The organism is Chryseobacterium taichungense, assembly GCF_900109935.1.
Lineage (GTDB): Bacteria > Bacteroidota > Bacteroidia > Flavobacteriales > Weeksellaceae > Chryseobacterium > Chryseobacterium taichungense.
In genome coordinates this window covers 749,484-773,595 of sequence record NZ_FOBV01000001.1, presented here as the reverse complement: position 1 = coordinate 773,595, position 24,112 = coordinate 749,484, and the positions used below count along the sequence as shown (strand labels likewise).

The window sequence follows — 24,112 nt, the reverse complement described above, 5'->3', positions numbered from 1 at the left end:
TTATAAATATTATCAAAATGGCTGCCTTTAAAGACAGCCATGTAGTATTTTATTGTAGTGATTTAATCAATATTTTTGACTAATATCCAGCCTGTATATTTGATCGGGGTTTTTTCTTTATTAGGTTCATTCCAGTTGATATGAAACCAGTAAGTCCCTGTGATCAGCTTTTTGTCGTAATGTTTCCCGTCCCATTTGTAATTATTGAATTTATCTCCGGTGAAAATTTTATTTCCATATCTGTCGTAAACTACAAAGGAAAGATTCTCTTTGTAAGCAAGCTCACTATAATCAATAAAGTCATTTTTATTGTCACCGTTCGGAGTGATCGCATTGATGAGGTTCGGTACAGTGATCTCAACAGAGATTGGTGCACAGTTATAAAAATCTTTAACATAGAAAACGTGCTGACCTCTTGAAAGTCCCGTAAATACATTGGAATCCTGCCAGTTAGTAGGTGAATCAACGGCATACTGGTATGGTCCTGATCCGCCAGTCACATGAACGGTGGCGGTATTATTTGAGATTTCAATTTCTGTAATTACCGGAGCATCAGCTTTCTTCACATGCACAAACTGCTTTACAAAGCATCCGCTGTCTTCCAGAATCACCCAGTATTCACCTACAGTAGCACCTTCCAGTACCTGAGTAGTTGCTCCCGTATTCCATTCATAAGAAGCATATCCTGGTCCTGCATCCAGGTTTGTTCTTCCATCGATACAGATGATCTTGTCAGTAAGTAGAGCAGATCTTTTAGGAGGAATTACTTTTAGATTTATCTTGGCGATAGTATAACACTGATTACTGTTGTATACTCTGACATAAACGGCTCCGTCTCCGGAAATATAGGCGTCCGCATTCTGTATTTCATTCGTTCCGTTGCTAGCATCGACAAAAGTCGGGTAGTAATTTTTCGTGACCGGGTTTTCATTCGTTACACTGGCAATGGTAAGATCGAATTTTGCCTTAGTTTCCTGATTTTCCAGGAAGCATTCACTGAGTGTAGCTTCATTTACTACCGGTGAAGGGAAGAATTGCAATGTTATTTTAGCGCTTCCTACACATCCTTCGTTGGTTGTAACTTTTACATATACAAATCCTTCTGCTGAAAGATAGTTTTCAGGGTTTGTAATCTCATTGGTCCCTGCATTAAGATGCTCCATGGTAGGATAGAACTTCTTCGTTACAGGATTATATAAGGTTACATTGGCGGTAGTAAGGTTGAAGAATCCTTTACCATTATACTGGCATGCTTTAATGGTTCTATCCGTTAAAATGAAAGGAACAACATTTAAATTTAACGTTACATGTTCGCAGTCAATAAACTCTGCTGCATTACCACAGAATTGATAAACAATAGTGTCCGGACCTAGATATCCTGCATTCGGAATATAGGTAATCTGTCCGTTTGAAGGATTTAGTGTTGCTGTTCCGTGTGTCGGATAGGTAAGTATGGTTACAGTACTTGCAACAGGGGTTTGCGATGTATTGAACGAAAACGCCGGCGTGATCACTTTAGTGGCACAGGCACTGAGATTAGCCGTTGTATTTGTAACACAGGAAAATACTTTGTAGACAGGAGTTGTTACCGGTGGGCATGTTCCCATCGTTACTTTTACAGTGTAGTTTCCTGCTTGCGTAGGAGTATGAACGTGTTGTGTAGCACCCGGGATGGCAACATCATTCAGATACCACTGATACGTTTCGAAGCTGTCGTCAACTTCAAGAACAATTCCCGGAACACAATCTCCCGATTGTTTTGCAATTACCGGAATGGATGAAAACCCTGCGAAATATCCTCCGTAACCTACCGCTCCGCTTCCTCCTGCAATACCTGCCGTAACAGCTTTCGTTGAATAAACGGTAACATTTCCAGATAATGCCGGGATCGAGTAGGTTTGCCAGTCTGAAGTGCCCTGTACAGGGTAAGGCCCTTGCACTGTAGTTGGGGTGATAGGCGCGCCACCATTAACACTATAAGTAACAGTAGCTCCTGCTTCCGTAATAATGTTTAGCTTAATATCATTCGTACTGCCGTTAAGATTATTAATGTAGGCAATTTCATCAATTTTTCTTGGCAGAAAACAGTTCAAAGGTGGAATATAATTGTATCCCAAGGTTGCGATACTCGTTGCCAAACCGGCAAGAAGCTGATAAACATATACATTTTTAGAGGTTTTAATATGCATATTATAATGCCCGTTACCCTGATCTATGTAATTAACATTATTCGCCGGAACTCCCGGATTCGGGCCATTTACTCTGTAATATTGTCCTTCGTTCAATGTTGCAATCACAGGGCCGCCATTGATTCGTACTTCTGTATTGTTTTCAGTAGCAATGATCAGGGCGTCCTCCATTAAGGCAGATACGTTACCGTTCCCTTTTACTACAATAAATTCATTTCCTAATCTTTCTACAGGTACAGACTGGTCCATGATGATGTCGGAGCTTAAACCTACAGGTCCCCAGGAGAATTGCCCATTGAAGTTACCATTGGTTACTGATATAGGTTTGTCGGCTTCAATTTTAGCACCGATAAAACCTGTTGCGTTTCCGGATAGGTTGCCTACTCCTTCGATGATGTAGGACTGTCCTTTATTTAGAGTAAAAGACATGGATGGAGTATTGGCTCCTGTAGTACCGTTAGAAAATGTCACACTGGACGCATATCCTGAAACAGTCACAACAGTATTATTTTCTGTAGCAAGAATTCCCGTCATGAAATTATAGATGTCACCCCCTCCAATGTCTGTAATAGGTGCTGCAGCTGCATAAAACTTTTTACCGATCCCGGCTTTCCCTTTAGAGGTAAGAATTTCTCCATGGCTGGGAATTGAAAATCTGAGATTGGCATAATAAGGCTTGGGACCTTTTGTATAAAGACCTTTTGTGATAGTAGTGAAAACATCGGATTGTAATGGTGTGATGATATCTGAATTTCCGTTTACTATAGGGATATTGTAGATAACTGGATTTCCTTTAGAGACAGTCACCGTTTCGATTACCTGATTATTATTATAAATATCAACATCGAAAGGTTCAACAGAGTCGGTAGAGAAATAAATCGACTGGCTGTTTTCGCCGCCAATCAGGTTTGTATTGTTCTTCATCGGCGCAAACCAATGTTCTGTATCTCTTTGTGCAAAAACCGTATTAACGGCAAAAAGCATTACTATAAAAGATAGTAGAAATCTTCTCATGTGATATGGATTATGATTTCTACAAAAATAAACTTTTATTCAATATATTGTTAATAAAACATTAAGAAAGTTAATTTTATTCGCGATTTTTAATTAATATCCATCCTGAATATGAAACTGGTAATTTAGTGTCAGGTTCCATCCACTTTAATACATACCAATAAGTACCGGTAGACAGAGGTCTTCCATTTACTTTTCCATCCCAGATATAATTTTTATCTGTGGATCTGTAAACAGGGGCTCCATAGCGGTCTACGACCTCAATAGAAACATTTTGTTTGATTTTTAGGTCCGAATAATCAAGCAGATCATTAAGCCCATCTCCATTTGGTGTGATTGCGTTTATAAGGTTTAACACTAAAAATTCTTTAATAACCGGGAAACAACGGTCTGCTCCCAGAACATATACAGTGTGTACCCCTCTGGATAATCCTGTAAATACATTAGAAGTCTGATAATCAATTCCATTTAAAGAATATTGGTATGGAGGAGTTCCGCCCGAAACAGCCACCGTTGCATTGTAGCCGGATACTTCAATTTTAGTAATCGTAGGAGATGCGGAGGTGGTGACATTTACCTCCTGATGATAAATACATCCGTTGAATCCGAGATCTACATAATAACTTCCTGCCCCTGCTGATATCGTCTGAGTGGTCGCTCCGGTACTCCATAAGTATGAGGTGAATCCGGGGCCGGCATCTAAAATAACTTTTTGATCATTACAAACAATCTGATCTTTCAGAACATCCGATTTTTTCGGTGCTTTTAAACGGATGGTCAAAGTACCTGTGTTTGGACATTCTGCTGTGCTCGTAAATCGTATATAAAATGTGGTATTAGATGCAGTTATCATCTGAGTTGATGATATAGCATTCGTTCCTGTCTGCGCATTCGCTAAAGTAGTATAGAAAGTCAAAGTAACTCCTGGATTTGTGGTAAACAAATTTTTATAATCATCTAAATTTATACTTTCGGAGCCGTTGATATCATTGTCACAGATATCAGTATTTGCGCCTGTAGTAAGTAATGTAATTCTGTTACCAATCTTAAAATTAATCTGTCCAAAGGCAGGTGGGCAATTACCGGTAAGTGCATCTACACGTACATATACTGTTGTGTTGGTAGTATAATTCCAACTGATCGGTAAATTATTGGCATTACCTGCATTGGCGTCTGCCTGGAGCAAATAGTATCTTACATTAACAGCAGCAGGATTCGTCACAATAGCAGACGTAACTGTTGAAAAATTGACATTCACAATCCCATCAAAATTATCATCACATAACGTAGCATTAAAGTTTGTTGTATTGACAGCCGGAGACGGAATGGTCGTTAAGGTGATCTGCGCTACTTTCGTGCAGCCATACTGAGAGGTAACATTGGCATAAACAGTTCCTGCCGGACCGGTATAATCACCAGTGTTGCTAATCGGAGTTCCTGTTAATGCAGCATTGGTGAAATATTGAACCGTCGTTCCTGAGTCAGGTGTAATATTTACTGATGTCAGATCAAATGTTCCGTTTCCGTTTGAATTTGTACAAGATGTCAATGAGCCATTTGTTATTTGTAAAACATCAATGTTAATAATTACTTTAAAATATTCAAAATCAGCAGGATTTCCATTTCCTTCGGCATAATAAATAAATGTGTCTGTAGCATCAGCTGTGAGGCCGGCATTCGGTGTGTAAGTGATTTCCCCTGTTATCGGGTTTACGGTTGCTGTTCCTGAAGTTGGTGCTGAAATAATACTGGTATTGGATGGAACAATTGTTTGAGCAGATGTGGTGAAAGCAGGATGTATCACTTTAGTATTACACGAACCTATATTGTACGTTGTCGTCGTAATGGGAGGGCACAGAGTGTAATTGTAACCGGTAGTTAATTTAGATTCGCAATTGTTTTTCGTTACCAAACAGGTATAAGTTCCTGCTCCATATAATTCCGGATTGATAGAATATGAAGTTGCGCCGGGTATAATATTTCCGTCCAGGTACCATTGATATCCGTCGTAAGTGTTATCCACCTGCAACAGAATTCCCAGATAGCAGTCTCCTGTTTTAGAAATGACAGGTACTGATGAAAACCCAGCAAAATAACCGCCATATCCTACAGCGCCACTTCCTGCTGCAATTCCTGCAGTCACTGGTTTGGTAGAATTTACCGTAATTGTTCCCGAAACGCTTGGGATAGAATATGTTACCCAGTTTGGGTTTCCGTTTACCGGAGCCGGTCCGTTGCTTGCAGCAATCGGGTTTCCATTCAATGTAACTGAAGCCCCGGTTTGGGTAATGATATTGAGTCTCGTGTTAAAAGTTTGGGTTCCTATTTTATTAATAAAACCGATTTCGTCAATTTTATTAGGAAGGAAACAGCTCAATGGGGGGATAAAATTCATACCACCTGTAGGATATTCATTTCCGGTGGAAACACCTGCCAGAAACTGATACACATACACACTTTTATTGGTGGAAATCCCCATGTTGTAATTTCCATTTCCCTGATTAATATAATTGAGACTGGGAATCATATAGTGCTGCCCCTCATTCAACACAATTCCGGAATTTACGCCATTAACAGTAAGTTGTGTATTGTTTTCAGTAGCTACCACTAACGCCGATTCCATTTGTGATGCTACGGTACCATTGCCCTTTACCACCACAAAGTCTTTTCCCAGCCTGTCTACTGGAACAGCCTGATCCATGAGAATGTCGTTGTTGCTAAGACCATTTGCGGGATAGTGCATTCCGTTAAAATTTCCATTAGTTACGGAAATAGGTTTTGTAGCAACAATTTTAGCTCCGATCAGTCCTTCCAGATTTTCAGGACTGTCGGTAGCCATAACATCTAAAATATACGATTGTCCTCTGTTAAGAATAAAGCTTTTTGTAGGTGAAGATGAACCGTCAGAGAAAATAACATTAGGATTGTATCCGGAGATAACGACTGCTGTATTATCTTCAGTAGCTGTAACTCCGATAGTTGAATTTATTATGGGAATACTTACATATGGAGAATTGCTGTTATTGGGAGCCATTACTGCGTAAAAAGTAGTACCAAGTCCTGCTAAGCCTTTAGATGTGATAATTTCCGCATGGTTTTGAAGGGAAAATCTATAATTGGCGAAAAATTTCTTTGTTCCTTTTACATACATCCCCATCGAATTTGGAGTGAAAAGATCTTGTTGATTTGTCGTGATCAGAAAATCGTTCGGAATCGGGACTTCTGAAGGATTGCCTTTACTCACCTGTACTGTAGTATATAGTGTGTTATTATTGTAAATCTGAACACTAAAAGGAGTTATTTCGTTCGTTGAAAGATATAAAAATCCTTGCAATCCTGCATCACCGACTTTTGAGGCCATGGGAGCAAACCAATGATCCGTATCCAGCTGAGCATTAAGTAATAAACAAAAAAAAGTACAGACAGTGAGTAAAAATTTTTTCATAATTTCAATAAGGGATGCAAATGTAATTATTAAAAATCAATTATTTATATAAATTTAATAAGTTTGATGAGTAATTGAGTAAATTATTGAATATTTAATATATTTTTAATGCGTTATGGTGTCATATATTATTAAATACAAAAAAAATCCCGATGAGGATCATCGGGATGCATATTTTAAATCTGAAAAAGGATTATAAGCTTACTCTTACAAATCCAGTTACTTTAAGGTCTGAGTTTACAGACTTTACGTAGTCAGCAACTGTGATGCTACCGTCTTTGATGAAAGACTGATGTACCAAAGTGTTGTCTTTGTAGAATCTCTGCATTTTACCTTTAAGGATATTTTCAATAATATTTTCAGGCTTACCTTCTTTTGTAAGAAGTTCTCTTTCGATTTCTAGTTCTTTATCGATAGTTGCTTGAGAAACAGCAGTTTCGTCAAGAGCGATCGGGTTCATAGCAGCTACCTGCATAGAAACAGCCTTAGCAGCTTCAGAAGCTCCTTCTACGTTAGCAGAAAGTGCAGTGATAGCAGCGATTTTGTTTCCTGCGTGGATGTAAGCTCCCAAGAAAGGTCCTTCGATTCTTTCGAATGCTCCGATCTCGATTTTTTCACCGATTACACCTGTCTGCTCAACTAATTTTTCAGCAACAGTGATTCCGTGGAAATCTGTAGCCAAAAGTTCTTCTTTTGTAGCAGCAAAGATCGCCATTTCAGCTAGTTCATAAGCCAATTCAATAAAAGCTTCATTTTTAGCAACGAAGTCAGTTTCACAGTTTAACGAAATTACAGCACCTAATGTGTTGTCTTCGTTTACTCTTGCGATTACTGCACCTTCAGTAGATTCTCTGTCTGCTCTGTTTGCAGCTACTTTCTGTCCTTTTTTTCTAAGGATATCTACCGCTTTTTCGAAATCTCCTTCAGCTTCTACTAAAGCTTTTTTGCAGTCCATCATACCTGCACCCGTTTGGTTTCTCAATTTTGCTACGTCAGCAGCTACTGGTGTATAAGACATAATATCTATTATTTTTTTTATTTAAGATTAGTATTAATTTTTAGCTTAATTTTAAAGCGATGCAAAGATAATGATTTTAATGATAAACTAAAAAATGACTTTTTGCGTTATTTGTATATTTAATAAATTTTTAAATGTTTACTTAATGAAGAAAATATTTCTCCTTATATTTTTATGCATATTTACCCTTGGTTTTTCGCAAAAAAAGAAAAAAGCTAAAACAAAAGCTATTGTAGAGAAGGAAACCGTGATTATCTACACGGAAAGTGATGCTGAGGCAACCGCAGAAGCCAGAGTTGTCGCAGGATTTCTAAAGCAAAATCCCGGTCATGCCAAAACAGATTATTTTAAGAGAAAGCTGATGCAGATCGTGATGGCCAATAATTCTCCTGAAGCTAAACCGACAATTAAAACAATAAGTGAAGATAAAATCAAGCAGATGGTTCTTGATGAGAACAGCCTGAATAAATCTAAAGTTTTAACAGCAAATGCCAGTTCTGCTACGCCTGAACGAACAGTGAATTATGCCAGCGTTACAGGGGCTGCAAGTAAAAAATCCGGGACAAGTGAACAGCATAATAAAACAGCAGCCATGCTTACACATTTGTTTAATAACGATCCTATGGATAAGGAAGCGTATATCAATATCAAAAACAGATCGAAGTGCAATCTTATCGTAAAAATCAACGGGAAAAAATATTATAATCTTGATGTTCCGGCTAACGGGCAAAACTTTCTTTTGGTAGAAAAAGGGGAATATATCCTGACAACAATGGTTTGTGATGCTAAATATTCATCATTAAAGAAAATCAACAAGGATATTGAGATTGAACTAAATCTGAGAGAATAACAAAATTGAGAACTAAAAATAAAATCGGCTAAGAATTATTCTTAGCCGATTTTATTTTATCCTTTAAATTGCCCCATCGCAATAAATTTGTCTTGTCTTTGAGTTTCAAGCTCCTGACCGGTAAATTTTGAGAACGCTTTGATATTCTGCAAAATAGAAGTCTTCAGATGCTGAAATGCAGTTGCCGGATCATAATGTGCTCCACCAAGTGGTTCTTCGATGATACCATCGATGAATTTTTCTCTTAAGGCATCTTTAGGAGTAAGATTAAGTGCATTGGCTGCATCTTCCTTATGATCCCAGTTTCTCCAAAGAATCGATGAGCAGCTTTCCGGTGCGATTACGGTATACCATGTATTTTCCAACATATATACCTTGTTTCCTACACCGATTCCTAATGCGCCTCCACTGGCTCCTTCACCAATGATATAAGTAAAGATCGGAGTTTTAAGCTGTACCATTTCAAAGATATTTCTCGCAATGGCTTCACCTTGTCCTCTTTCTTCAGCTTCAAGACCTGGGTATGCTCCCGGTGTATCTACCAACGTTACTACAGGAATCTGAAATTTTTCAGCAAGCTTCATCAATCTTAATGCTTTTCTGTATCCTTCAGGATTCGGCATTCCGAATCTTCTGTGTTGTCTTTCTTTGGTTGTTCTTCCTTTTTGAGTCCCGATTACCATTACTTTCTGGCCATCCAGGGTTAGTAATCCTCCTACCATAGCCGGGTCATCAGCGAAGTTTCTGTCTCCGTGAAGTTCCAGGAAGCTGCCTTTATCTGCCATACCATTGATATAATCCAATGCATAGGGACGATCCGGATGACGGGACAGTTGTACTCTTTGCCAAGGGGTAAGATTACTGTAGATTTCTTTTTTCTTTTCCAAAATCTTATCCTCGATTTGGCTACATGCTAATTTTACATCAACACCACTTTCTTCTCCTACTAAAGAACAAGTCTGAAGTTGATCCACGAGTTCTTTGATAGGAAGTTCGAAACTTAAATATTCCATTTCTTGAAGTAAATTAAATCTTTCAAATTTATGAAAAATTATATGAATCTATTTAAAATTATTGATTGCATTGTTTATTCGGGAGATAGTTTCCTCTTTTCCAAGAAGTTCCATGATGTCCGGTACATCCGGTCCTTTTAATTCTCCTACCAAAGCCAAACGTAGGGGCATCATGACTTTACCCATTCCCAAACCCTTATTTTCTGCGAAATCATGGACTGTACTTTTTATATTTTCAGCTGTAAAATCTATTCCTTCTAAATTTGAAGCAAGCTCCCCTAAAACAGTAGATGTTTCATCATTCCACGCTTTTTTTGAAGCTTTTTCATCGTAAGAAACCGGCGCTTCAAAGAAAAATTTACCGTTTTCGTAAATGTCTTTTGGGAAAGTGGCTCTTTCTTTCATCAGATGAATAATTTTCAATAATTTTTCATCCGAAAGGGTTAAATTTAAATCTGAGCTTTTTAAAATTTGAAGCAATTCTTCATCAGATTTTTGCTGAATATATTGATGGTTGAACCATTCTGCTTTTTCTTTGCTGAATCTGGCTCCGGCTTTATGGACTTTATTTAAATCAAATTCTTTTGCCATTTCATCCAGAGACAGGATTTCTTTATCATCTGCAGGAGACCAGCCTAAAAGAGCAACCATATTAATGAATGCTTCGGGAAGATATCCGCTTTCTCTGTATCCTTTAGAAATATTTCCTGTTGCCGGATCGGTAAAATTCAACGGAAATACCGGGAATCCAAATTTATCACCGTCTCTTTTGCTAAGTTTTCCTTTCCCTTCCGGCTTTAAAATTAATGAAAGATGGGCAAATTGCGGTGCTTCCCAACCCATTGCTTCATACATTAAAGTATGCAGACCTAAAGAAGGCAGCCATTCTTCACCACGGATTACGTGGGAAATTTCCATTTCGTGGTCATCAATGATGTTGGCAAAATGATAAGTCGGCATCCCATCATTTTTTACCAGAACTTTATCATCCAGAGTATTGGTATTGACAGAGAATTTTCCACGGATGATGTCTTCAAGGTTGAGTGTTCTGTCGACCGGCATCTTGAATCTTACCACATATGGAGTCTTTTCATCCAATAATTTCTGAACTTCCTCTTCAGAAAGGGCAAGACTATTTCTTAAACGGTTTCTCGTTTTGTTATCATACGAGAAAACATCGCCTCTGGCCTCATACTCGGCTCGGATTGCATCAAGTTCTTCCGCTGTATCAAACGCGATATAGGCATAATCCGTTTTCAGGATCTGTTCTGTATATCTGTCGTAAATATCTCTTCTTTCGGATTGTCTATATGGAGCAAATTTTCCACCTTTTTTAGGGCTTTCATCTGCAATGATTCCGCACCATTCCAAGGCTTCTTCAATATATTCTTCTGCACCTTCCACGTATCGAGCGGTATCTGTGTCTTCAATTCTTAATACAAATTCACCACCTTGGTTTTTAGCAAAAAGATAATCATATAATGCAGTTCTTACGCCTCCCAAATGCAATGGCCCGGTAGGACTTGGAGCAAAACGTACTCTTACTTTCTCCATTTTCAATTTAAATTTTGTGCAAATTTACTTAAAATTAAATGTTTTTAAGAATGTTTAATGGTTCGGTTGCTTGGTTTTTTAATCCTTATATTTACTTTTGTATAATAAAAAAAGACGTAAATTATGTTAGAAATAGGGGAAAGACCGTGGGGGAAATATTTTGTATTGGCAGATGAGCCCAATTATAAACTAAAAAGAATTGAAGTAAATCCAGGTCAAAAGCTTTCTTACCAATATCATCACAAAAGACAGGAACAATGGACAATCATTGAAGGCGATGCGACTGTTGTACTTGATGATAAAGAAATCAGCCTGAAGTATGGTGAGAGCATTTTTATTCCTCTTGGTGCAAAACATAGAATGATGAATCTTTCCGATAAGCCTGTCGTGTTTATTGAGGTGCAGACCGGAACTTATTTTGGGGAAGATGATATCGTAAGGATCGAGGATGAGTATGATAGAGATTAATTAGTTATAAATAAAGGGCATGCTTATCTGCAAGCCCTTTTTAAAATAGGCTTCTCAGCCATAACTTGATTTTTCTTGTGCTTGAAAGATTAAGTTTAAGCTCGGGCTGAGGAAACTTCTTCTTAAAAGCTGAAATAAATTCTTCAATATTTTTTGCAGGGAAAAAGGAAAGTTTGTGCCAGTCTGAAGCTGTCAATGGATGAAAGTCAATAAAGTCGGTATAATTTTCTGAGTTTATACTTTTCCAGAATTCGAAAAATTTCATGGTATCAAAGTCATTTTTATGTCCCCAGTTCGTTATTTTTTCAAGGATTTCATTTTCATTTCTTGCCCATGATTGATGAATAAGAAGATAGGGTAGGGGTAATGTACGTCCGGTATTTACCCTTCTGGCATATTTGTATTTTGGATAATTAGTTATAAAAAGACATTTTTCTTCAAACGGTTCAATAATATAAAAACCATTTTCATCATTCCTGAATAATGTCACCAAATCTACCTGAAAATTGATAGGATTTTTTTCCGGATCCTTCAAAAGGTATTTGTTTTTTCTTAGAAAATGTGAGAGTTTTTCAAAATCGTAAGCATATTCATCACCATCGATTTGTATGTGCCATCCTCCAAGACCCATTTTTTCGGCCATCATATTTCTCTGCCTTGTTTCGAGATCCATAGGAGCGCTCCCCGGAATATAGAATTTATCTTTATAAAAAGTAATTTTGTTATGCGTGTCAAGACTTTTTATTTCTGAAAAAAAACTTTCAGGAATCAATACATCATTACCTACCCAAGTTTTATTATTTTCATCATAACTTATAACAATATGGTCCACATAATCATAAATTTGTTTTACGGAAGTGAAAATATAAGAATAGTCATAGGATAGTAAATATCCTGCTTTGATAATGTTCTTTTTGTCTCTCATAATTTGTAATAAATTCTTAATTTCGTTACCTGGAAAAGGCAGGACAAAATAATAAATTAAAAATGGGAATTAAAAGATTTTTTAAAAATAAAATCAAGGATCGTAATTTTATTAGAAATAAGAGAAAACTTAAGATTAATCATTATGATTTAGATTTTTTTAAAAATTATACTTTTGATTTCATTGCATGCAAAAATCCTGAAGTTTCCATTATTATCCCTGTTTACAACCAAATAAGGTACACGCTAAATTGCCTCTATACATTAGATCAATATGACCGGGACATTCAAAAAGAAATTATCATCATCAATGATAAAAGTACGGATGATACTTTAGATTATCTAAAGAAAATTAAAGGAATAACAGTCATTGATAATCCGGAAAACCTGGGATTTCTTAAAAACGTTAATAAGGGTATTGAAGAAGCAAAAGGAAAATATGTATATCTGCTAAACAACGATGTTGAAGTTCAGGAAAATTATTTGTCAAGCCTTCTGAATGTTTTCAGCAGTAAAGATAAAGTGGGTGCGGTAGGCTCCAAAATGATCTTTGCGGATAACACCCTGCAGGAAGCTGGTTGCCTTATTTTTGAAAACACTGAAATTGTAAATTTGGGAAGGGGTGAAGCTATTGATACTCCAAAGTATAATTTCTTAAGAAAGGTAGATTATTGCTCCGGATGCAGTTTGCTGTTTCATAAATTAGATGTACAAGGAAACGTTAATCTCCTGGATGAAGCCTTTCTTCCTGCTTACTATGAAGAAACAGATCTTTGTCAGCGTTTGAAATATGAGCAAGGTCTGGATATTTATTATCAGCCGTCTTCAGAAATTATACATTTTGAAAATATTTCTTATACGGGAAAAGATAATAGCAAAGAACTTCTGCTTCAGAGAAACAGGGAAACCTTTATGAGTAGATGGAATAAATATTTTACCAACAAAAGGTATCTTGATAAAGAAAATACGAATAATTTAAACGCTTTTTATAAAAAGCCAAACATTTTAATTCTTGAAGAGTTTATACCGAAGCCTGATAAAGATTCGGGATCTAGGAGATTTCTGGAAATTATTAAAATTCTTCAGAAAAATCATCACAGGATAATTTTAGCGGTTAAACAGCTTAATGAAGATGACGATATATATGTGCATTTTTTCAGAAGTATTGGCGTTGAAGTGTGTAAAGATTTTGTCAATACACAGGATAAAATAGTTAAGATTAGTGATCAGGTACACGAAGCTCTCCATTTTGTGGATATTGTCTGGATTTTTAGACCTACGGGTTTTGATTTTTGGTATAAAAAAATTAAAGATAAACTTTCCGGGCAGAAAATTATATATGACATGGTAGATCTTCATTATTTGAGAATGGAGAGAGAAAACGAATATATCCCCATTACAAAAAACCGTAAAAAAGAAATGGAATTCTTTCGTGAAACAGAATATACTGCGATGCAAAAGGCAGACGTCGTTGTCTCCATCAGTGATGAGGAAAAGAAAATTGTTTCACAGAAAGGTATTAAAAATGGAAAAATATTTACAGTTAGTAATATTCATGAGCCTGTTAAAACCCAAGAATTAAAATATTCAGAAAGAGAAAATCTTTTATTTATCGGTGGTTTTTATCATATGCCTAATATGGATGCCGTGAAATTCCTGTATGAAAGCATTATGCCTTTGGTTTGGGCTAAAGACAGTACTATTAAAATTAATATACTGGGGCCGGATTTTCCTGAAGAAATAAAAGAAAAATACAATTCAGACCACTTTCGTATATTAGGATATCAGAAAAGTGTTGATTACTGGTTTGAAAATTCAAGAATTTTTGTAGCACCTTTACGATATGGAGCAGGAGTGAAAGGTAAAATAGGGCAGGCTCTGGAATTTGCCTTGCCGGTGATAACAACTTTTATTGGTGCAGAAGGAATGGGGCTTGTAGATCGGGAAACAGCATTGGTATCGGAGAATAATGCCCAAGTTTTTGCTGATAAAATCCTTGAACTTTACCATAATGAAGGGCTCTGGAATACCCTTCATCAAAATAGTCCTAAGCCACTCGCAAAATTTTCTGTAGATCAGCAGGAAAAAAATATCAAAAAGATGTTTGAATATTTAGGATTTGAAAATAATTAGAGCTTCTGAATATTTCTTATTGTATAATCTCCCTGATCCAATTACTAAAACCGTATTTTTTAACAATATCTTCAGGCAGATCATGATATGGCTTTTTTAAGAACTTTTCAATGTTTTGATAATTTTTATTTTCAACAACAAAGATATTGTCCGGATGGTAAAAGTCATAATTTTTTACCATTATGTTGTCGCTAATCACCTTTTTCTTATAATATAATGCTTCGAAAAATCTTATGGAAAGACCATTGTGTAAAGGATCTACAAAGTCGAGAAGGATGTCAGAATTTTTAACGAATTCCAGATTGTCTTCAAATGTGATCCTGTTTTTAATATAAGTGATTTTGGTATTTTTCTTCTCCGGTTCTTGGAAATACTGAATGAATATTGAAAGGTCAACATTCAGTCCGGACACCTTATCAATGAATGTGTCGATTTTTGTTTCCCTGCTTTTCCAGTATAATCCTACAAAATAAAGCCTCGGACTTTCTGTATTGTATTTTTTATAGAAAGAAGGAAGATGATCAAAATAAAAATTGGTAATAGGTTTAATATTGGCCTGATTTTCTACCTTTTCAAAACAGAAAAAAGTATCAAACAGAGCGAAATACTTTTTAATTTCCGGGAATTTTTCGATACCATCCCATTGGTAAGCAATTAATTTTGAAGTTTTTGTTTTCAGTTTTTTGATAAATGAAACCGGAAAGTTATCGGGGCGTATGACCAGAATATAATCGAGCTTACCTTCTATGGATGAAAAGTTACGTTCAAGCTCTTCAAGTAAATGACGTTTGATGAGGCTTTGTTTGTATTCTTTATTTCTGAACATGTTTTTAATAAAGAAATTCTTGATACTTTCCAGGCCTTTATATTTAAATTTTGAAACCTTATCGGTAATGAGAAAAGGCTCAAAGCCGATACTTTTCAGGTTGTCTAAAAAAAGTTGTGGAAAATCCGAATAATCAGGCATCACCAGAAGAAATTTTTCTTTATTCATCATTTATTTAGGAATTAAAAAGGCGGAACATTATGATCTTAAAATGCTTTCTCAGACTGTTGACAGGACGGTTAAAATATTCTTTTTTGATAGCATCACTGCTTTTCAGGCTGATGCTATTAAGGTATTTAAAGTAAGCCTTATCAATATTTTTCAAATTAATATGGTCACTAAATGCAGGATTTACTTCTTCGAAAGTTTTCTCCATTTCCAGCACAGCTTCCTCAGAATAATTAGAATCGTATTTAAAGTTTCCGATGATAATTTTCTTAAGATAGGCAATATAATATGCATTAATATTCCTGTCGGGATATTTCAGATAATAATTATGATAAATGGTTTTAATCACGCTCAGATATCCTAAAAGATTTTTATCGCTTTTCTTTTTGGTGATCGATTGCGCATTATCTACGGTGTAGAGATAAGTGATTTCCGGAATGAAAACTACATTTTGAGCTCTGAACATCGTTTCGAAGAACCACAGTTCATCTTCATGATAAATTCCGCTTAGAAATTTCAGGTTGTTTTCTGTTATAAATGATCTTTTATAAAGTTTATTCTGAGCAATCGGGCTTAAGCCTTCGTTAATATTTTTTAAAAGAACTTCAGAATTGTTGTTGGAAATGATTTGTTGTTTGCCGGGATGTGGCAAAAATGAAATATTTTCTTTCTTATTCCATGCATAAGTTGCTGTTTTACCGATAATAATATCTTCTTTGCCGGTGTAAGCAGAAATGAGCGTTTCAATTGCTTTTGGAGGAAGAAGATCGTCGCTGTCACAGAAAAAAATGAAGTCACCTTTAGCTTTTTCTATCCCGAAATTCCTCGTGTCTGATAGTCCTTTATTTTCCTGATTATACATTTCGAACCTTTCATCCGAAAAGCTTTTGATAATTTCCCACGTATTATCTGTGCTTCCATCATTAATTAAAATACACTGAATGTTTTTATAAGTCTGATTCTGAATGCTCATAAGAACATCTGCAATGTAATGCGAAGCGTTATAACATGGTACAATAATGCTTACCGAAAGACTCATCTTAATTAATTTTTTTCAGGGTTTCACTCACTGCTGCAATTGAAAACGGTTTCAGACTGTCAACGGAATGTTCTCGAAGCATATTCCATAGCTTTTCATTTTTATTCAGGCGGATAATCGCTTCTGCAAAGGATTTCTCTTCATTGGCAATCAATACATTTTTATCGTTTTCCAGCTGCATTCCTTCTGCCCCGATGTCTGTAGTGACGACCGGCAGGAAATACTCGAATGCCTGTCCGATCTTGCCCTTTACTCCGGCACCAAATCGCAATGGCGCTACCATGAGCCTGGAGCTCATAAAATGATCTTCAATACTTTCCACAAAACCTAAAAATTTGAATTTAGGATATTGTTTAATATCAAGCTTTTCGGCTACATTCCCGATGACACTCACTTCAAGTTCAGGATTTTCCTTCCAGACCAATGGCATTATTTTATCGTAAAGAAATTTTACAGCATCAATATTGGGTTCGTGAATGGATCCTATGAAAATAATTCCCTCGCTCTTTGCAAAATCCTTTCTTTCAGAAATATCAATTTTAGGATAATGGATGTTAGAGATAGTGATGATCTTATTTTTATCCGCATATTGGCTCATGATCTCCTTTTCCTTATCAGAAATGGCAATGATATAGTCAAGCTGAGGTGCAACAACTGTTTCCAGGTGGAAGAAGTGCTTATATTTTTTCTTTAATGAAATCCGGTTTGGTTCTATTTCGATAGCCCTTTTATAACGTAAAAAATGAATGTCTACCATATCATACATGAATTTTGCATGTGGCAAGATCGCTTTCATCTTTTTGTAAAATAAATTTAATGCGAGTGGACCATTAAACCAAACGAAGTCTATTTTTCTGAAAACAGTAATAAAATCATAAATAGTGTTGAACTTATTATTTTCTACAAATACAATAATATCTTTTTGTTCATAGAATTTTACATAAGTATCATCTTCAAACATATTAGGCGCAAATAAAATGCAGTTATAGCCTAAATCTTTGTAGATTAAAATAATTTCTTTGAGTCTGTTAGACCCTGAATCTTTATCATGAGTAGGGAAGTCTCTGGATACAAACAGGATGGTTTTTCTGGATGGGTCAAAAGATGTTATGTTGATGATCTCCTGTGTACCAAGAGCTTTAAGTTTTTCTTTTCTTCTGAAGTGTTTTTTTATTTTCTTTATAATTCCCATTCTTAAGTTTTTTTATTGAGCCCGAACACTTTATCTGTCCAATGATCCAACGTGTATTTATGATAAATCTCCTCAGGAATTTTCTCATAGGGTGTCTCAAAGAAGGATTTTTCAAGATTACTGCAGGTTTCATTTAAAACCAAAATATTCTGCGGATTGTAAAAGTCATAATCTCTAATCCATTCATTATCAGTAATAATCTTCTTTTCTAAAGCCATTGCTTCAAAAACCCTGAAACTCAGTCCATATTGGTTTTCACGGGTAAGATCAAGCAAAGCTCGCGAATTTTTGTAATATTCAGGAAGCTTTTTATGACTTATTTTTTTTATGCTGAAAATAATGTGCAGATTTTCCGGAATTTTAAAGAATGCATTTTTCAACTGATGTTTCCAGCCTTTTTTCCCAATAACAATAATCTGAAATTTCAGTTTCAATTCCAGCAATTTTTTAGTTAAAAGCTTAATAAATTCCACTCTTTTATTGTCATAAGAAGTGATGTAAAACAAGTCCATCTCAGGTCTTTGTTTCTCACATCGGGTGAGCGGCATATAAATGTAATTTGTCAATTTTTCGAAACCGTAATTCTCCACATCGGCAATATCAAATGAGAAAATTTTGTCGAAAAGTTCAAGCTTTTTTTCATCAACCGGAACCCTGTCAAGGCTGTCATAAAGATAAGTAATAAGACGCCCGGTATATTTTCTGATTTCCTGAAGAGTAGAAAGATCAAAAGTATCAGGATTCATGACTAGAATCTGATCCTGATATCCCAGTTGCTCAAGGGAATCAATGACAAATCTTTGTCTTTTTTCTGTCTTCAGGTTTTTATTAAGGAAAATTTTGCTTACGGCATTGGTTGCCCTTTCACTAAAATTAGAATGCGTTACGTCGCTTATTTTAATGTGTCGGGCATCTATATTTTTAGAACGCAGCGTGTCAACAATATAGTAATCATATCCCCAAAAATCGAAACTAATTACACAAATTTTCATTCACTTAGTTTTGTTCCTTTTTTAATGATTCATAAGTTTCAAAAACACTTAAGGATTGCAGATAAGAAAGCTGGTAGCCTTCTTTTCCGTCAAGAATACCTAAACGCAAAATGTATGCCTTAAAAAATTTAAAAGCTGTTTTGGAATATTGAGTGATACGATTATACTTTTTTCCTCTTGCTGCCAATTCCTGGCCTTTTAAAACTCCGTAATGGATCATTTTTGTTTTATAAGATTCATAATCATTAACGGAAAAGTGCAGGAGCTTATTTTTCATTTCGCTGGTAGTTCCGTTAACGTGCAATGTTTCATGAACCTTTTTTCCAGTGATATATCGCGCTTTAGATTTTCTGAAAAGCCTGAAATTCTTGTCTGTCTGTGTCCCTGAGTAATGAATGGGTTTTTCAGCAAAGTAAAATTTCCGGTAAAAATAATAAGCGTCTTTTGGAACAGGTTTTTTGAGCTCTTCTATAATTTCTTTTTTTAATGGAGCAGTGATTCTTTCATCCCCATCAAGAAATAATACCCAATCGTTTTTTGCGGCGTCTAATGCAATATTTCTCTGCTTTGTAAAATCTTCAAATCGATTTTGAATGACCCTTACTTTAGGAAATTTTTGTGCAATCTCTACAGTTTTGTCTGTACTGAATGAATCTACCACGATTATTTCGTCACAGAAATCAAAGCATTCCAGTACTTCCTGAATGTTTTTTTCTTCGTTATAGGTTATGATTAAGCCGCTTACATTCATCACACCATGTTCTGTCATTACCAATTAATTTATCTTTTCCTAAAACATTTTTAATCTACCAAAGATAAGTTTTAATTTGAAATGTATCAGCGTGTCTTTTCCTTTTATATCTATTCTGCACAATTCGTAAGGATTTTGTGAAGGAAAATAGTTGATTTTATTCCCGATTCTTAGGGCATAAAGAATACCTAATTGTTTTAAAACTGAAAAAACAGCAGCTTTTTCCGGATTTTTTTTAGGATATTTCCCATAAGGATAGGCTATGACTTTTGAATATTGTATATTTTCATTATCGAGAATCTGCATATTTTTTTGAAGATCATTTTCTATAAAGTCAGCAGAAACATTTCTGAAGTTTTGATGAGAATGGCTGTGAAGGGCAATTTCAAAATAATCCCTGTCGAGATTTCTGATGTCTTCAAAAGTCATCATTTCATTATCTTTATATCCTTTCTGAATAAATTCTGTGGGGATGAATATGGTTGCTTTCAGTTTATATTTTTCCAATAAAGCAGGAAGGTAGACCTCATTATTTTTATACCCGTCATCAAATGTGATAATGATACTTCTTTTGGACGGAGTATGTAACTCGTTAAAGAACTTAGGATTATATTTTTTTTTGCTTATATATTTAAATTGTTCCTCAAGATTTTTTACACTTACTGTAAGATCTTCAGTGCTCCTTTCTGCAATCTGATGATACATTAAAATAACCAGCCGGTTTTTGGGGAATAAATAAAGATAAAGCCGGAAATAAACGACCACAAAAAGCAATACAGCAACAGTGAAATACAAAATCATCATAAGTCACCACATTTTTTTCTGAATTCGCGGATTCTTATTTTTTCACGCAATTTTATGTACTTTAAAAAAGTATAATAGGACATCGTTTTAGCTACATAAAAACCGGCAAAGCCATCTAAAAATCCTAGTTTAAATATAAATACTTTAATAAATTCAAAAGCAGGACTTACAATGATTTTGAAATTCTGATATCTTTTACCACGCTCAAACATTTTTTCTGCCATCATATCAGAATATTTATTAATTTTAGAAATATGATGATGAATGCTTTTGTATGTGTAATGATCTATCTTTCCATCTAAAAGACCTGCTTTTTCATTCGTGATTAGAAATTCATGAACTTTATCGTCAGAATATCTAGCAGAGTCCTTTCTGAAGAGTCTTTCCCTGCATATATTTCCCCAACCTCCAAATTTAATCAGATGAATACCAAGGTGATTATTATATTTTGCCTTGTATACAGAGAATTTTGGATTTTGTTCTGAAGTAATTCTTTGTATTTCCTTTTTTAGATCTTCATCAGGCACTTCATCGGCATCCAGAAAAAGAATCCATTCTCCGGAGCAAAGTTCCATAGCATAATTTTTCTGTTCACCATACCCATTAAATTTCTTTTCAAAAAATTTTACTTTAGCATATTTTTCCGTGCATATTTCTTTCGTTTTGTCTGTCGAAAGGCTGTCTACAATGATAATTTCATCAACAATCTCGGAGATCGAATCTAAAAGTCTTACAATATTATCTTCTTCATTGTAAGTAATGACTGCGAGGGAAAGTGCCATTTATGTTAAAAAGAGAGGATGGTTTTTTCAATAATTTGCACACAATCAAGAAGCTGCTCTTCCGTAATAACCAACGGTGGAGCCAGTCTTATGATATTTCCGTGGGTTGGCTTCGCTAAAAGTCCGTTTTCTTTTAACTTTAAACAAATATTCCAGGCCGTTGAACTTTCCGGAGTATCGTTGATCAGAATAGCATTCAATAAGCCTTTTCCTCTTACTTTTGTAATCAGTGTGGTTTTTTCCATCACCTTTTCAATTTCAGCTCTGAATAATTTGCCAAGTTCTTCGGCTCTTTCAGATAAATTCTCATCCTGTACAACATCGAGAGCCGCTACGGCTACGGCACAGGCAATAGGATTTCCTCCGAACGTTGAGCCGTGCTGCCCAGGTTTAATGACATTCATAATCTCATTATTGGCCAAAACTGCAGAAACCGGATACATTCCTCCTGAAAGTGCTTTTCCTAAAATCAGAATGTCAGGCTGTACATCTTCATGATGACAGGCAATCAGTTTTCCTGTTCTTGCAATTCCTGTCTGAACTTCATCTGCGATGAAAAGAACATTATGCTTTTTACACAATTCAGAAGCATTTTTAAGAAAACCATCATTAGGAACATAAACTCCTGCTTCCCCTTGGATCGGCTCAACTAAAAAGGCAGCAATATTTTCTGCTTCCCGGCTAAGAACTTCTTCCAGCGCAGCAATGTCATTATAAGGAATTTTAATAAACCCCGGTGTAAAAGGGCCATAATTCTGGTTGGCATCAGGATCATTAGAAAAGGAAACGATCGTAGTCGTTCTTCCGTGGAAATTATTTTCACAAACAACAATCTTAGCCGAGTTTTCAGAGATTCCTTTTACTTCATAGCTCCATTTTCTGGCCAATTTTACGGCTGTTTCCACCGCCTCTGCTCCGGAATTCATGGGTAAAACTTTATCAAAACCGAAAAGCGTCGTGATTTTTTGTTCGTATTCTCCCAGCTTAGAATTGTAGAAAGCTCTTGATGTCAAAGCTAATTTTTTAGCTTGCTCCACCAAAGCATTTACAATTTTTGGGTGCGAATGTCCTTGATTCACAGCAGAATAAGCTGAAAGAAAATCATAATATTTCTTGCCTTCCACATCCCAGACGAAAACACCTTCTCCTTTATCTAAAACTACGGGAAGAGGGTGGTAATTGTGTGCGCCGTACTTGTCTTCAAGGTCGATAAAATATTGTGAATCTTTAACTGTTTCTACTGTTGACATATTATGTTGGTTTTGCGCAAATGTAAACATTATAAACGAGATGGGTAAACAGAAGCATGATGCTGAAAAAGGAAGGATTTTAAGAACTTTTAAGTCTGTTGGAAAAGTGAATCAGAGAATATTTCTCACGTAGATAATCTGTTATAGTTATTATATCTTTAAAAAAATGAATTTTAACATTTATTAATTTAGCGGCTGGTCAACCTAGGCAAAGTTATGAACTCTGGCAAATTTTTATAAAAAAAACCGCTCTTAAAAAGAACGGTTTACAAATTATATACAATTAATCTTAATGATTATCATATTTTCTGTCCATTACAAAATCCTCCATGAATTTTGTTGTATAATTTCCTGAAAGATAATCTTCATTATCCATCAACTGTCTGTGAAAAGGAATGGTCGTTTTTACTCCTTCAATATAAAATTCTTCCAACGCTCTTCTCATTTTAGCAATAGCTTCTTCACGGGTTTGAGCCGTAGTGATCAACTTTGCAATCATTGAGTCGTAATTAGAAGGAATTGTATATCCTGAATAAACGTGTGTATCAACTCTTACACCGTGTCCGCCAGGAATATTCAAGCCAGTAATTTTTCCGGGAGACGGTCTGAAATCAGCATAAGGATCCTCCGCATTAATTCTACATTCGATGGAATGCAATTTAGGGTAATAATTAATTCCTGAAATTGGAGTTCCTGCAGCCAAAAGAATCTGTTCTCTGATCAGATCATAATCAATTACTTGTTCAGTGATCGGGTGCTCTACCTGGATTCTTGTATTCATTTCCATGAAGTAGAAATTTCTGTGCTTATCTACAAGGAATTCAATAGTTCCCACTCCTTCGTATCCGATAAATTCAGCAGCTTTTACAGCAGCTTCACCCATTTTCTCACGAAGTTCATCTGTCATGAAAGGAGAAGGAGTTTCTTCCGTCAGTTTCTGATTTCTTCTCTGAACCGAACAGTCTCTTTCAGAAAGGTGACATGCTTTACCGTATTGGTCACCCGCAACTTGTATTTCAATATGTCTAGGTTCTTCAATCAGTTTTTCCATGTACATCCCTCCATTTCCGAATGCAGCTACAGCTTCCTGAATTGCAGATTCCCAGTGATCTTTAAGGTCTTCAGCTTTCCATACGGCTCTCATTCCTTTTCCACCGCCACCTGCTGTTGCCTTAATCATAACCGGATATCCGATTTCTTCAGCAGTTGTAGCGGCAATTTCATAAGATTCGATCAAGCCGTCAGAACCAGGTACACAAGGTACGCCAGCCGCTTTCATAGTGGCTTTAGCGTTGGCTTTATCTCCCATTTTTTCGATTTGCTCTGGACTAGCACCAATAAATTTAATGCCGTTCTTCTGACAAATTCTTGAAAAGTTCGCGTTCTCGGATAAGAATCCGTATCCTGGGTGGATAGCGTCTGCATTGGTAATTTCAGCAGCTGCAATAATATTAGGGATTTTCAGATATGAGTCTTTACTCATTGCAGGACCGATACAAACCGCTTCGTCTGCAAATCTTACATGAAGACTGTCTATATCTGCAGTTGAATAAACCGCAACGGTCTTGATCCCCATTTCTTTACAAGTACGTAAAATACGCATTGCAATTTCGCCACGATTGGCTATTAATATTTTTTTGAACATCTTCGAAATTTTAAATTATAAATTTTGAATTTTAAATTATTTTAAATGAAGAAGT

18 protein-coding genes are annotated in these 24,112 nt (G+C 35.8%); 3 read left to right on the top strand and 15 right to left on the bottom strand.

Going from position 1 to position 24,112, the window contains the following annotated elements; all coding sequences use genetic code 11:
* Positions 1-62 precede the first annotated feature (62 nt).
* The 3 genes from BMW64_RS03560 to tsf form a co-directional block, all read right to left on the bottom strand.
* Positions 63-3,203 carry a T9SS type B sorting domain-containing protein gene (locus BMW64_RS03560; protein ID WP_089998440.1) on the bottom strand — a complete coding sequence of 1,047 codons (3,141 nt, stop codon included), beginning with the start codon at positions 3,201-3,203 and terminating at the stop codon, positions 63-65.
* Positions 3,204-3,279: 76 nt separating this feature from the next.
* Positions 3,280-6,648: a T9SS type B sorting domain-containing protein gene (locus tag BMW64_RS03555; protein WP_228400824.1), complete on the bottom strand. Its 3,369-nt coding sequence runs from the start codon at positions 6,646-6,648 to the stop codon at positions 3,280-3,282.
* A 193-nt stretch (positions 6,649-6,841) separates the two neighbouring features.
* Complete coding sequence (tsf, locus tag BMW64_RS03550; RefSeq protein ID WP_089998439.1) at positions 6,842-7,666, bottom strand: translation elongation factor Ts; 825 nt, start codon at positions 7,664-7,666, stop codon at positions 6,842-6,844.
* Between the two features lie 145 nt (positions 7,667-7,811).
* Between tsf and BMW64_RS03545 the strand changes: the two genes are divergently transcribed.
* Positions 7,812-8,516: a DUF6759 domain-containing protein gene (locus BMW64_RS03545; protein ID WP_089998438.1), complete on the top strand. Its 705-nt coding sequence runs from the start codon at positions 7,812-7,814 to the stop codon at positions 8,514-8,516.
* Between the two features lie 56 nt (positions 8,517-8,572).
* Here the strand turns inward: BMW64_RS03545 and BMW64_RS03540 are convergent, their stop codons facing one another.
* Positions 8,573-9,529 carry an acetyl-CoA carboxylase carboxyltransferase subunit alpha gene (locus BMW64_RS03540; protein ID WP_089998437.1) on the bottom strand — a complete coding sequence of 319 codons (957 nt, stop codon included), beginning with the start codon at positions 9,527-9,529 and terminating at the stop codon, positions 8,573-8,575.
* Between the two features lie 48 nt (positions 9,530-9,577).
* A complete protein-coding gene (gene gltX, locus BMW64_RS03535; protein WP_089998436.1) occupies positions 9,578-11,083 on the bottom strand; it encodes a glutamate--tRNA ligase in 1,506 nt (501 codons plus the stop codon).
* A 123-nt stretch (positions 11,084-11,206) separates the two neighbouring features.
* On the opposite strand from gltX, the gene BMW64_RS03530 reads away from it, so the two are divergent.
* Positions 11,207-11,551, top strand: a complete 345-nt coding sequence (locus tag BMW64_RS03530; protein WP_177175227.1) for a phosphomannose isomerase type II C-terminal cupin domain — start codon at positions 11,207-11,209, stop codon at positions 11,549-11,551.
* A gap of 40 nt (positions 11,552-11,591) precedes the next feature.
* On the opposite strand, the gene BMW64_RS03525 is transcribed toward BMW64_RS03530, so the two are convergent.
* Entirely contained in the window at positions 11,592-12,476 is an 885-nt protein-coding gene (locus BMW64_RS03525) for a hypothetical protein (RefSeq protein ID WP_089998434.1), read from the bottom strand.
* Positions 12,477-12,538: 62 nt separating this feature from the next.
* Between BMW64_RS03525 and BMW64_RS03520 the strand changes: the two genes are divergently transcribed.
* Positions 12,539-14,608, top strand: coding sequence for a glycosyltransferase (locus tag BMW64_RS03520; protein ID WP_089998433.1), 2,070 nt, complete (start codon positions 12,539-12,541; stop codon positions 14,606-14,608).
* Positions 14,609-14,624: 16 nt separating this feature from the next.
* On the opposite strand, the gene BMW64_RS03515 is transcribed toward BMW64_RS03520, so the two are convergent.
* From BMW64_RS03515 to accC, 9 genes are all read right to left on the bottom strand, one after another.
* Entirely contained in the window at positions 14,625-15,605 is a 981-nt protein-coding gene (locus tag BMW64_RS03515; protein WP_143052635.1) for a WaaS/CpsH family glycosyltransferase, read from the bottom strand.
* A 4-nt stretch (positions 15,606-15,609) separates the two neighbouring features.
* On the bottom strand, positions 15,610-16,641 hold the full coding sequence (locus BMW64_RS03510; protein WP_089998431.1) for a glycosyltransferase family 2 protein: 1,032 nt from the start codon (positions 16,639-16,641) through the stop codon (positions 15,610-15,612).
* Position 16,642: 1 nt separating this feature from the next.
* Positions 16,643-17,833, bottom strand: a complete 1,191-nt coding sequence (locus BMW64_RS03505; RefSeq protein ID WP_089998430.1) for a glycosyltransferase family 4 protein — start codon at positions 17,831-17,833, stop codon at positions 16,643-16,645.
* Positions 17,834-17,835: 2 nt separating this feature from the next.
* On the bottom strand, positions 17,836-18,825 hold the full coding sequence (locus BMW64_RS03500; RefSeq protein ID WP_089998429.1) for a WaaS/CpsH family glycosyltransferase: 990 nt from the start codon (positions 18,823-18,825) through the stop codon (positions 17,836-17,838).
* A gap of 4 nt (positions 18,826-18,829) precedes the next feature.
* Positions 18,830-19,594, bottom strand: coding sequence for a glycosyltransferase family 2 protein (locus BMW64_RS03495; protein WP_089998428.1), 765 nt, complete (start codon positions 19,592-19,594; stop codon positions 18,830-18,832).
* A 21-nt stretch (positions 19,595-19,615) separates the two neighbouring features.
* Complete coding sequence (locus BMW64_RS03490; RefSeq protein ID WP_089998427.1) at positions 19,616-20,380, bottom strand: polysaccharide deacetylase family protein; 765 nt, start codon at positions 20,378-20,380, stop codon at positions 19,616-19,618.
* Positions 20,377-21,162 (bottom strand): glycosyltransferase family 2 protein, encoded by a 786-nt coding sequence (locus BMW64_RS03485; RefSeq protein WP_089998426.1) that lies wholly within the window; start codon positions 21,160-21,162, stop codon positions 20,377-20,379. Before BMW64_RS03485 ends, BMW64_RS03490 begins: the two co-directional genes overlap by 4 nt.
* Before the next feature lie 5 nt (positions 21,163-21,167).
* Positions 21,168-22,412, bottom strand: a complete 1,245-nt coding sequence (gene rocD / locus BMW64_RS03480) for an ornithine--oxo-acid transaminase (protein WP_089998425.1) — start codon at positions 22,410-22,412, stop codon at positions 21,168-21,170.
* A gap of 289 nt (positions 22,413-22,701) precedes the next feature.
* Positions 22,702-24,057 carry an acetyl-CoA carboxylase biotin carboxylase subunit gene (gene accC / locus BMW64_RS03475; RefSeq protein ID WP_089998424.1) on the bottom strand — a complete coding sequence of 452 codons (1,356 nt, stop codon included), beginning with the start codon at positions 24,055-24,057 and terminating at the stop codon, positions 22,702-22,704.
* Between the last annotated feature and the right edge of the window lie 55 nt (positions 24,058-24,112).

What these genes read in the sequence shown, in the direction of transcription:
- BMW64_RS03560 (WP_089998440.1), bottom strand. Translation starts at nt 3,203, where the DNA reads ATGAGAAGATTTCTACTATCTTTTATAGTAATGCTTTTTGCCGTTAAT.
- BMW64_RS03555 (WP_228400824.1), bottom strand. Translation starts at nt 6,648, where the DNA reads ATGAAAAAATTTTTACTCACTGTCTGTACTTTTTTTTGTTTATTACTT.
- tsf (WP_089998439.1), bottom strand. Translation starts at nt 7,666, where the DNA reads ATGTCTTATACACCAGTAGCTGCTGACGTAGCAAAATTGAGAAACCAA.
- BMW64_RS03545 (WP_089998438.1), top strand. Translation starts at nt 7,812, where the DNA reads ATGAAGAAAATATTTCTCCTTATATTTTTATGCATATTTACCCTTGGT.
- BMW64_RS03540 (WP_089998437.1), bottom strand. Translation starts at nt 9,529, where the DNA reads ATGGAATATTTAAGTTTCGAACTTCCTATCAAAGAACTCGTGGATCAA.
- gltX (WP_089998436.1), bottom strand. Translation starts at nt 11,083, where the DNA reads ATGGAGAAAGTAAGAGTACGTTTTGCTCCAAGTCCTACCGGGCCATTG.
- BMW64_RS03530 (WP_177175227.1), top strand. Translation starts at nt 11,207, where the DNA reads ATGTTAGAAATAGGGGAAAGACCGTGGGGGAAATATTTTGTATTGGCA.
- BMW64_RS03525 (WP_089998434.1), bottom strand. Translation starts at nt 12,476, where the DNA reads ATGAGAGACAAAAAGAACATTATCAAAGCAGGATATTTACTATCCTAT.
- BMW64_RS03520 (WP_089998433.1), top strand. Translation starts at nt 12,539, where the DNA reads ATGGGAATTAAAAGATTTTTTAAAAATAAAATCAAGGATCGTAATTTT.
- BMW64_RS03515 (WP_143052635.1), bottom strand. Translation starts at nt 15,605, where the DNA reads ATGATGAATAAAGAAAAATTTCTTCTGGTGATGCCTGATTATTCGGAT.
- BMW64_RS03510 (WP_089998431.1), bottom strand. Translation starts at nt 16,641, where the DNA reads ATGAGTCTTTCGGTAAGCATTATTGTACCATGTTATAACGCTTCGCAT.
- BMW64_RS03505 (WP_089998430.1), bottom strand. Translation starts at nt 17,833, where the DNA reads ATGGGAATTATAAAGAAAATAAAAAAACACTTCAGAAGAAAAGAAAAA.
- BMW64_RS03500 (WP_089998429.1), bottom strand. Translation starts at nt 18,825, where the DNA reads ATGAAAATTTGTGTAATTAGTTTCGATTTTTGGGGATATGATTACTAT.
- BMW64_RS03495 (WP_089998428.1), bottom strand. Translation starts at nt 19,594, where the DNA reads ATGACAGAACATGGTGTGATGAATGTAAGCGGCTTAATCATAACCTAT.
- BMW64_RS03490 (WP_089998427.1), bottom strand. Translation starts at nt 20,380, where the DNA reads ATGATGATTTTGTATTTCACTGTTGCTGTATTGCTTTTTGTGGTCGTT.
- BMW64_RS03485 (WP_089998426.1), bottom strand. Translation starts at nt 21,162, where the DNA reads ATGGCACTTTCCCTCGCAGTCATTACTTACAATGAAGAAGATAATATT.
- rocD (WP_089998425.1), bottom strand. Translation starts at nt 22,412, where the DNA reads ATGTCAACAGTAGAAACAGTTAAAGATTCACAATATTTTATCGACCTT.
- accC (WP_089998424.1), bottom strand. Translation starts at nt 24,057, where the DNA reads ATGTTCAAAAAAATATTAATAGCCAATCGTGGCGAAATTGCAATGCGT.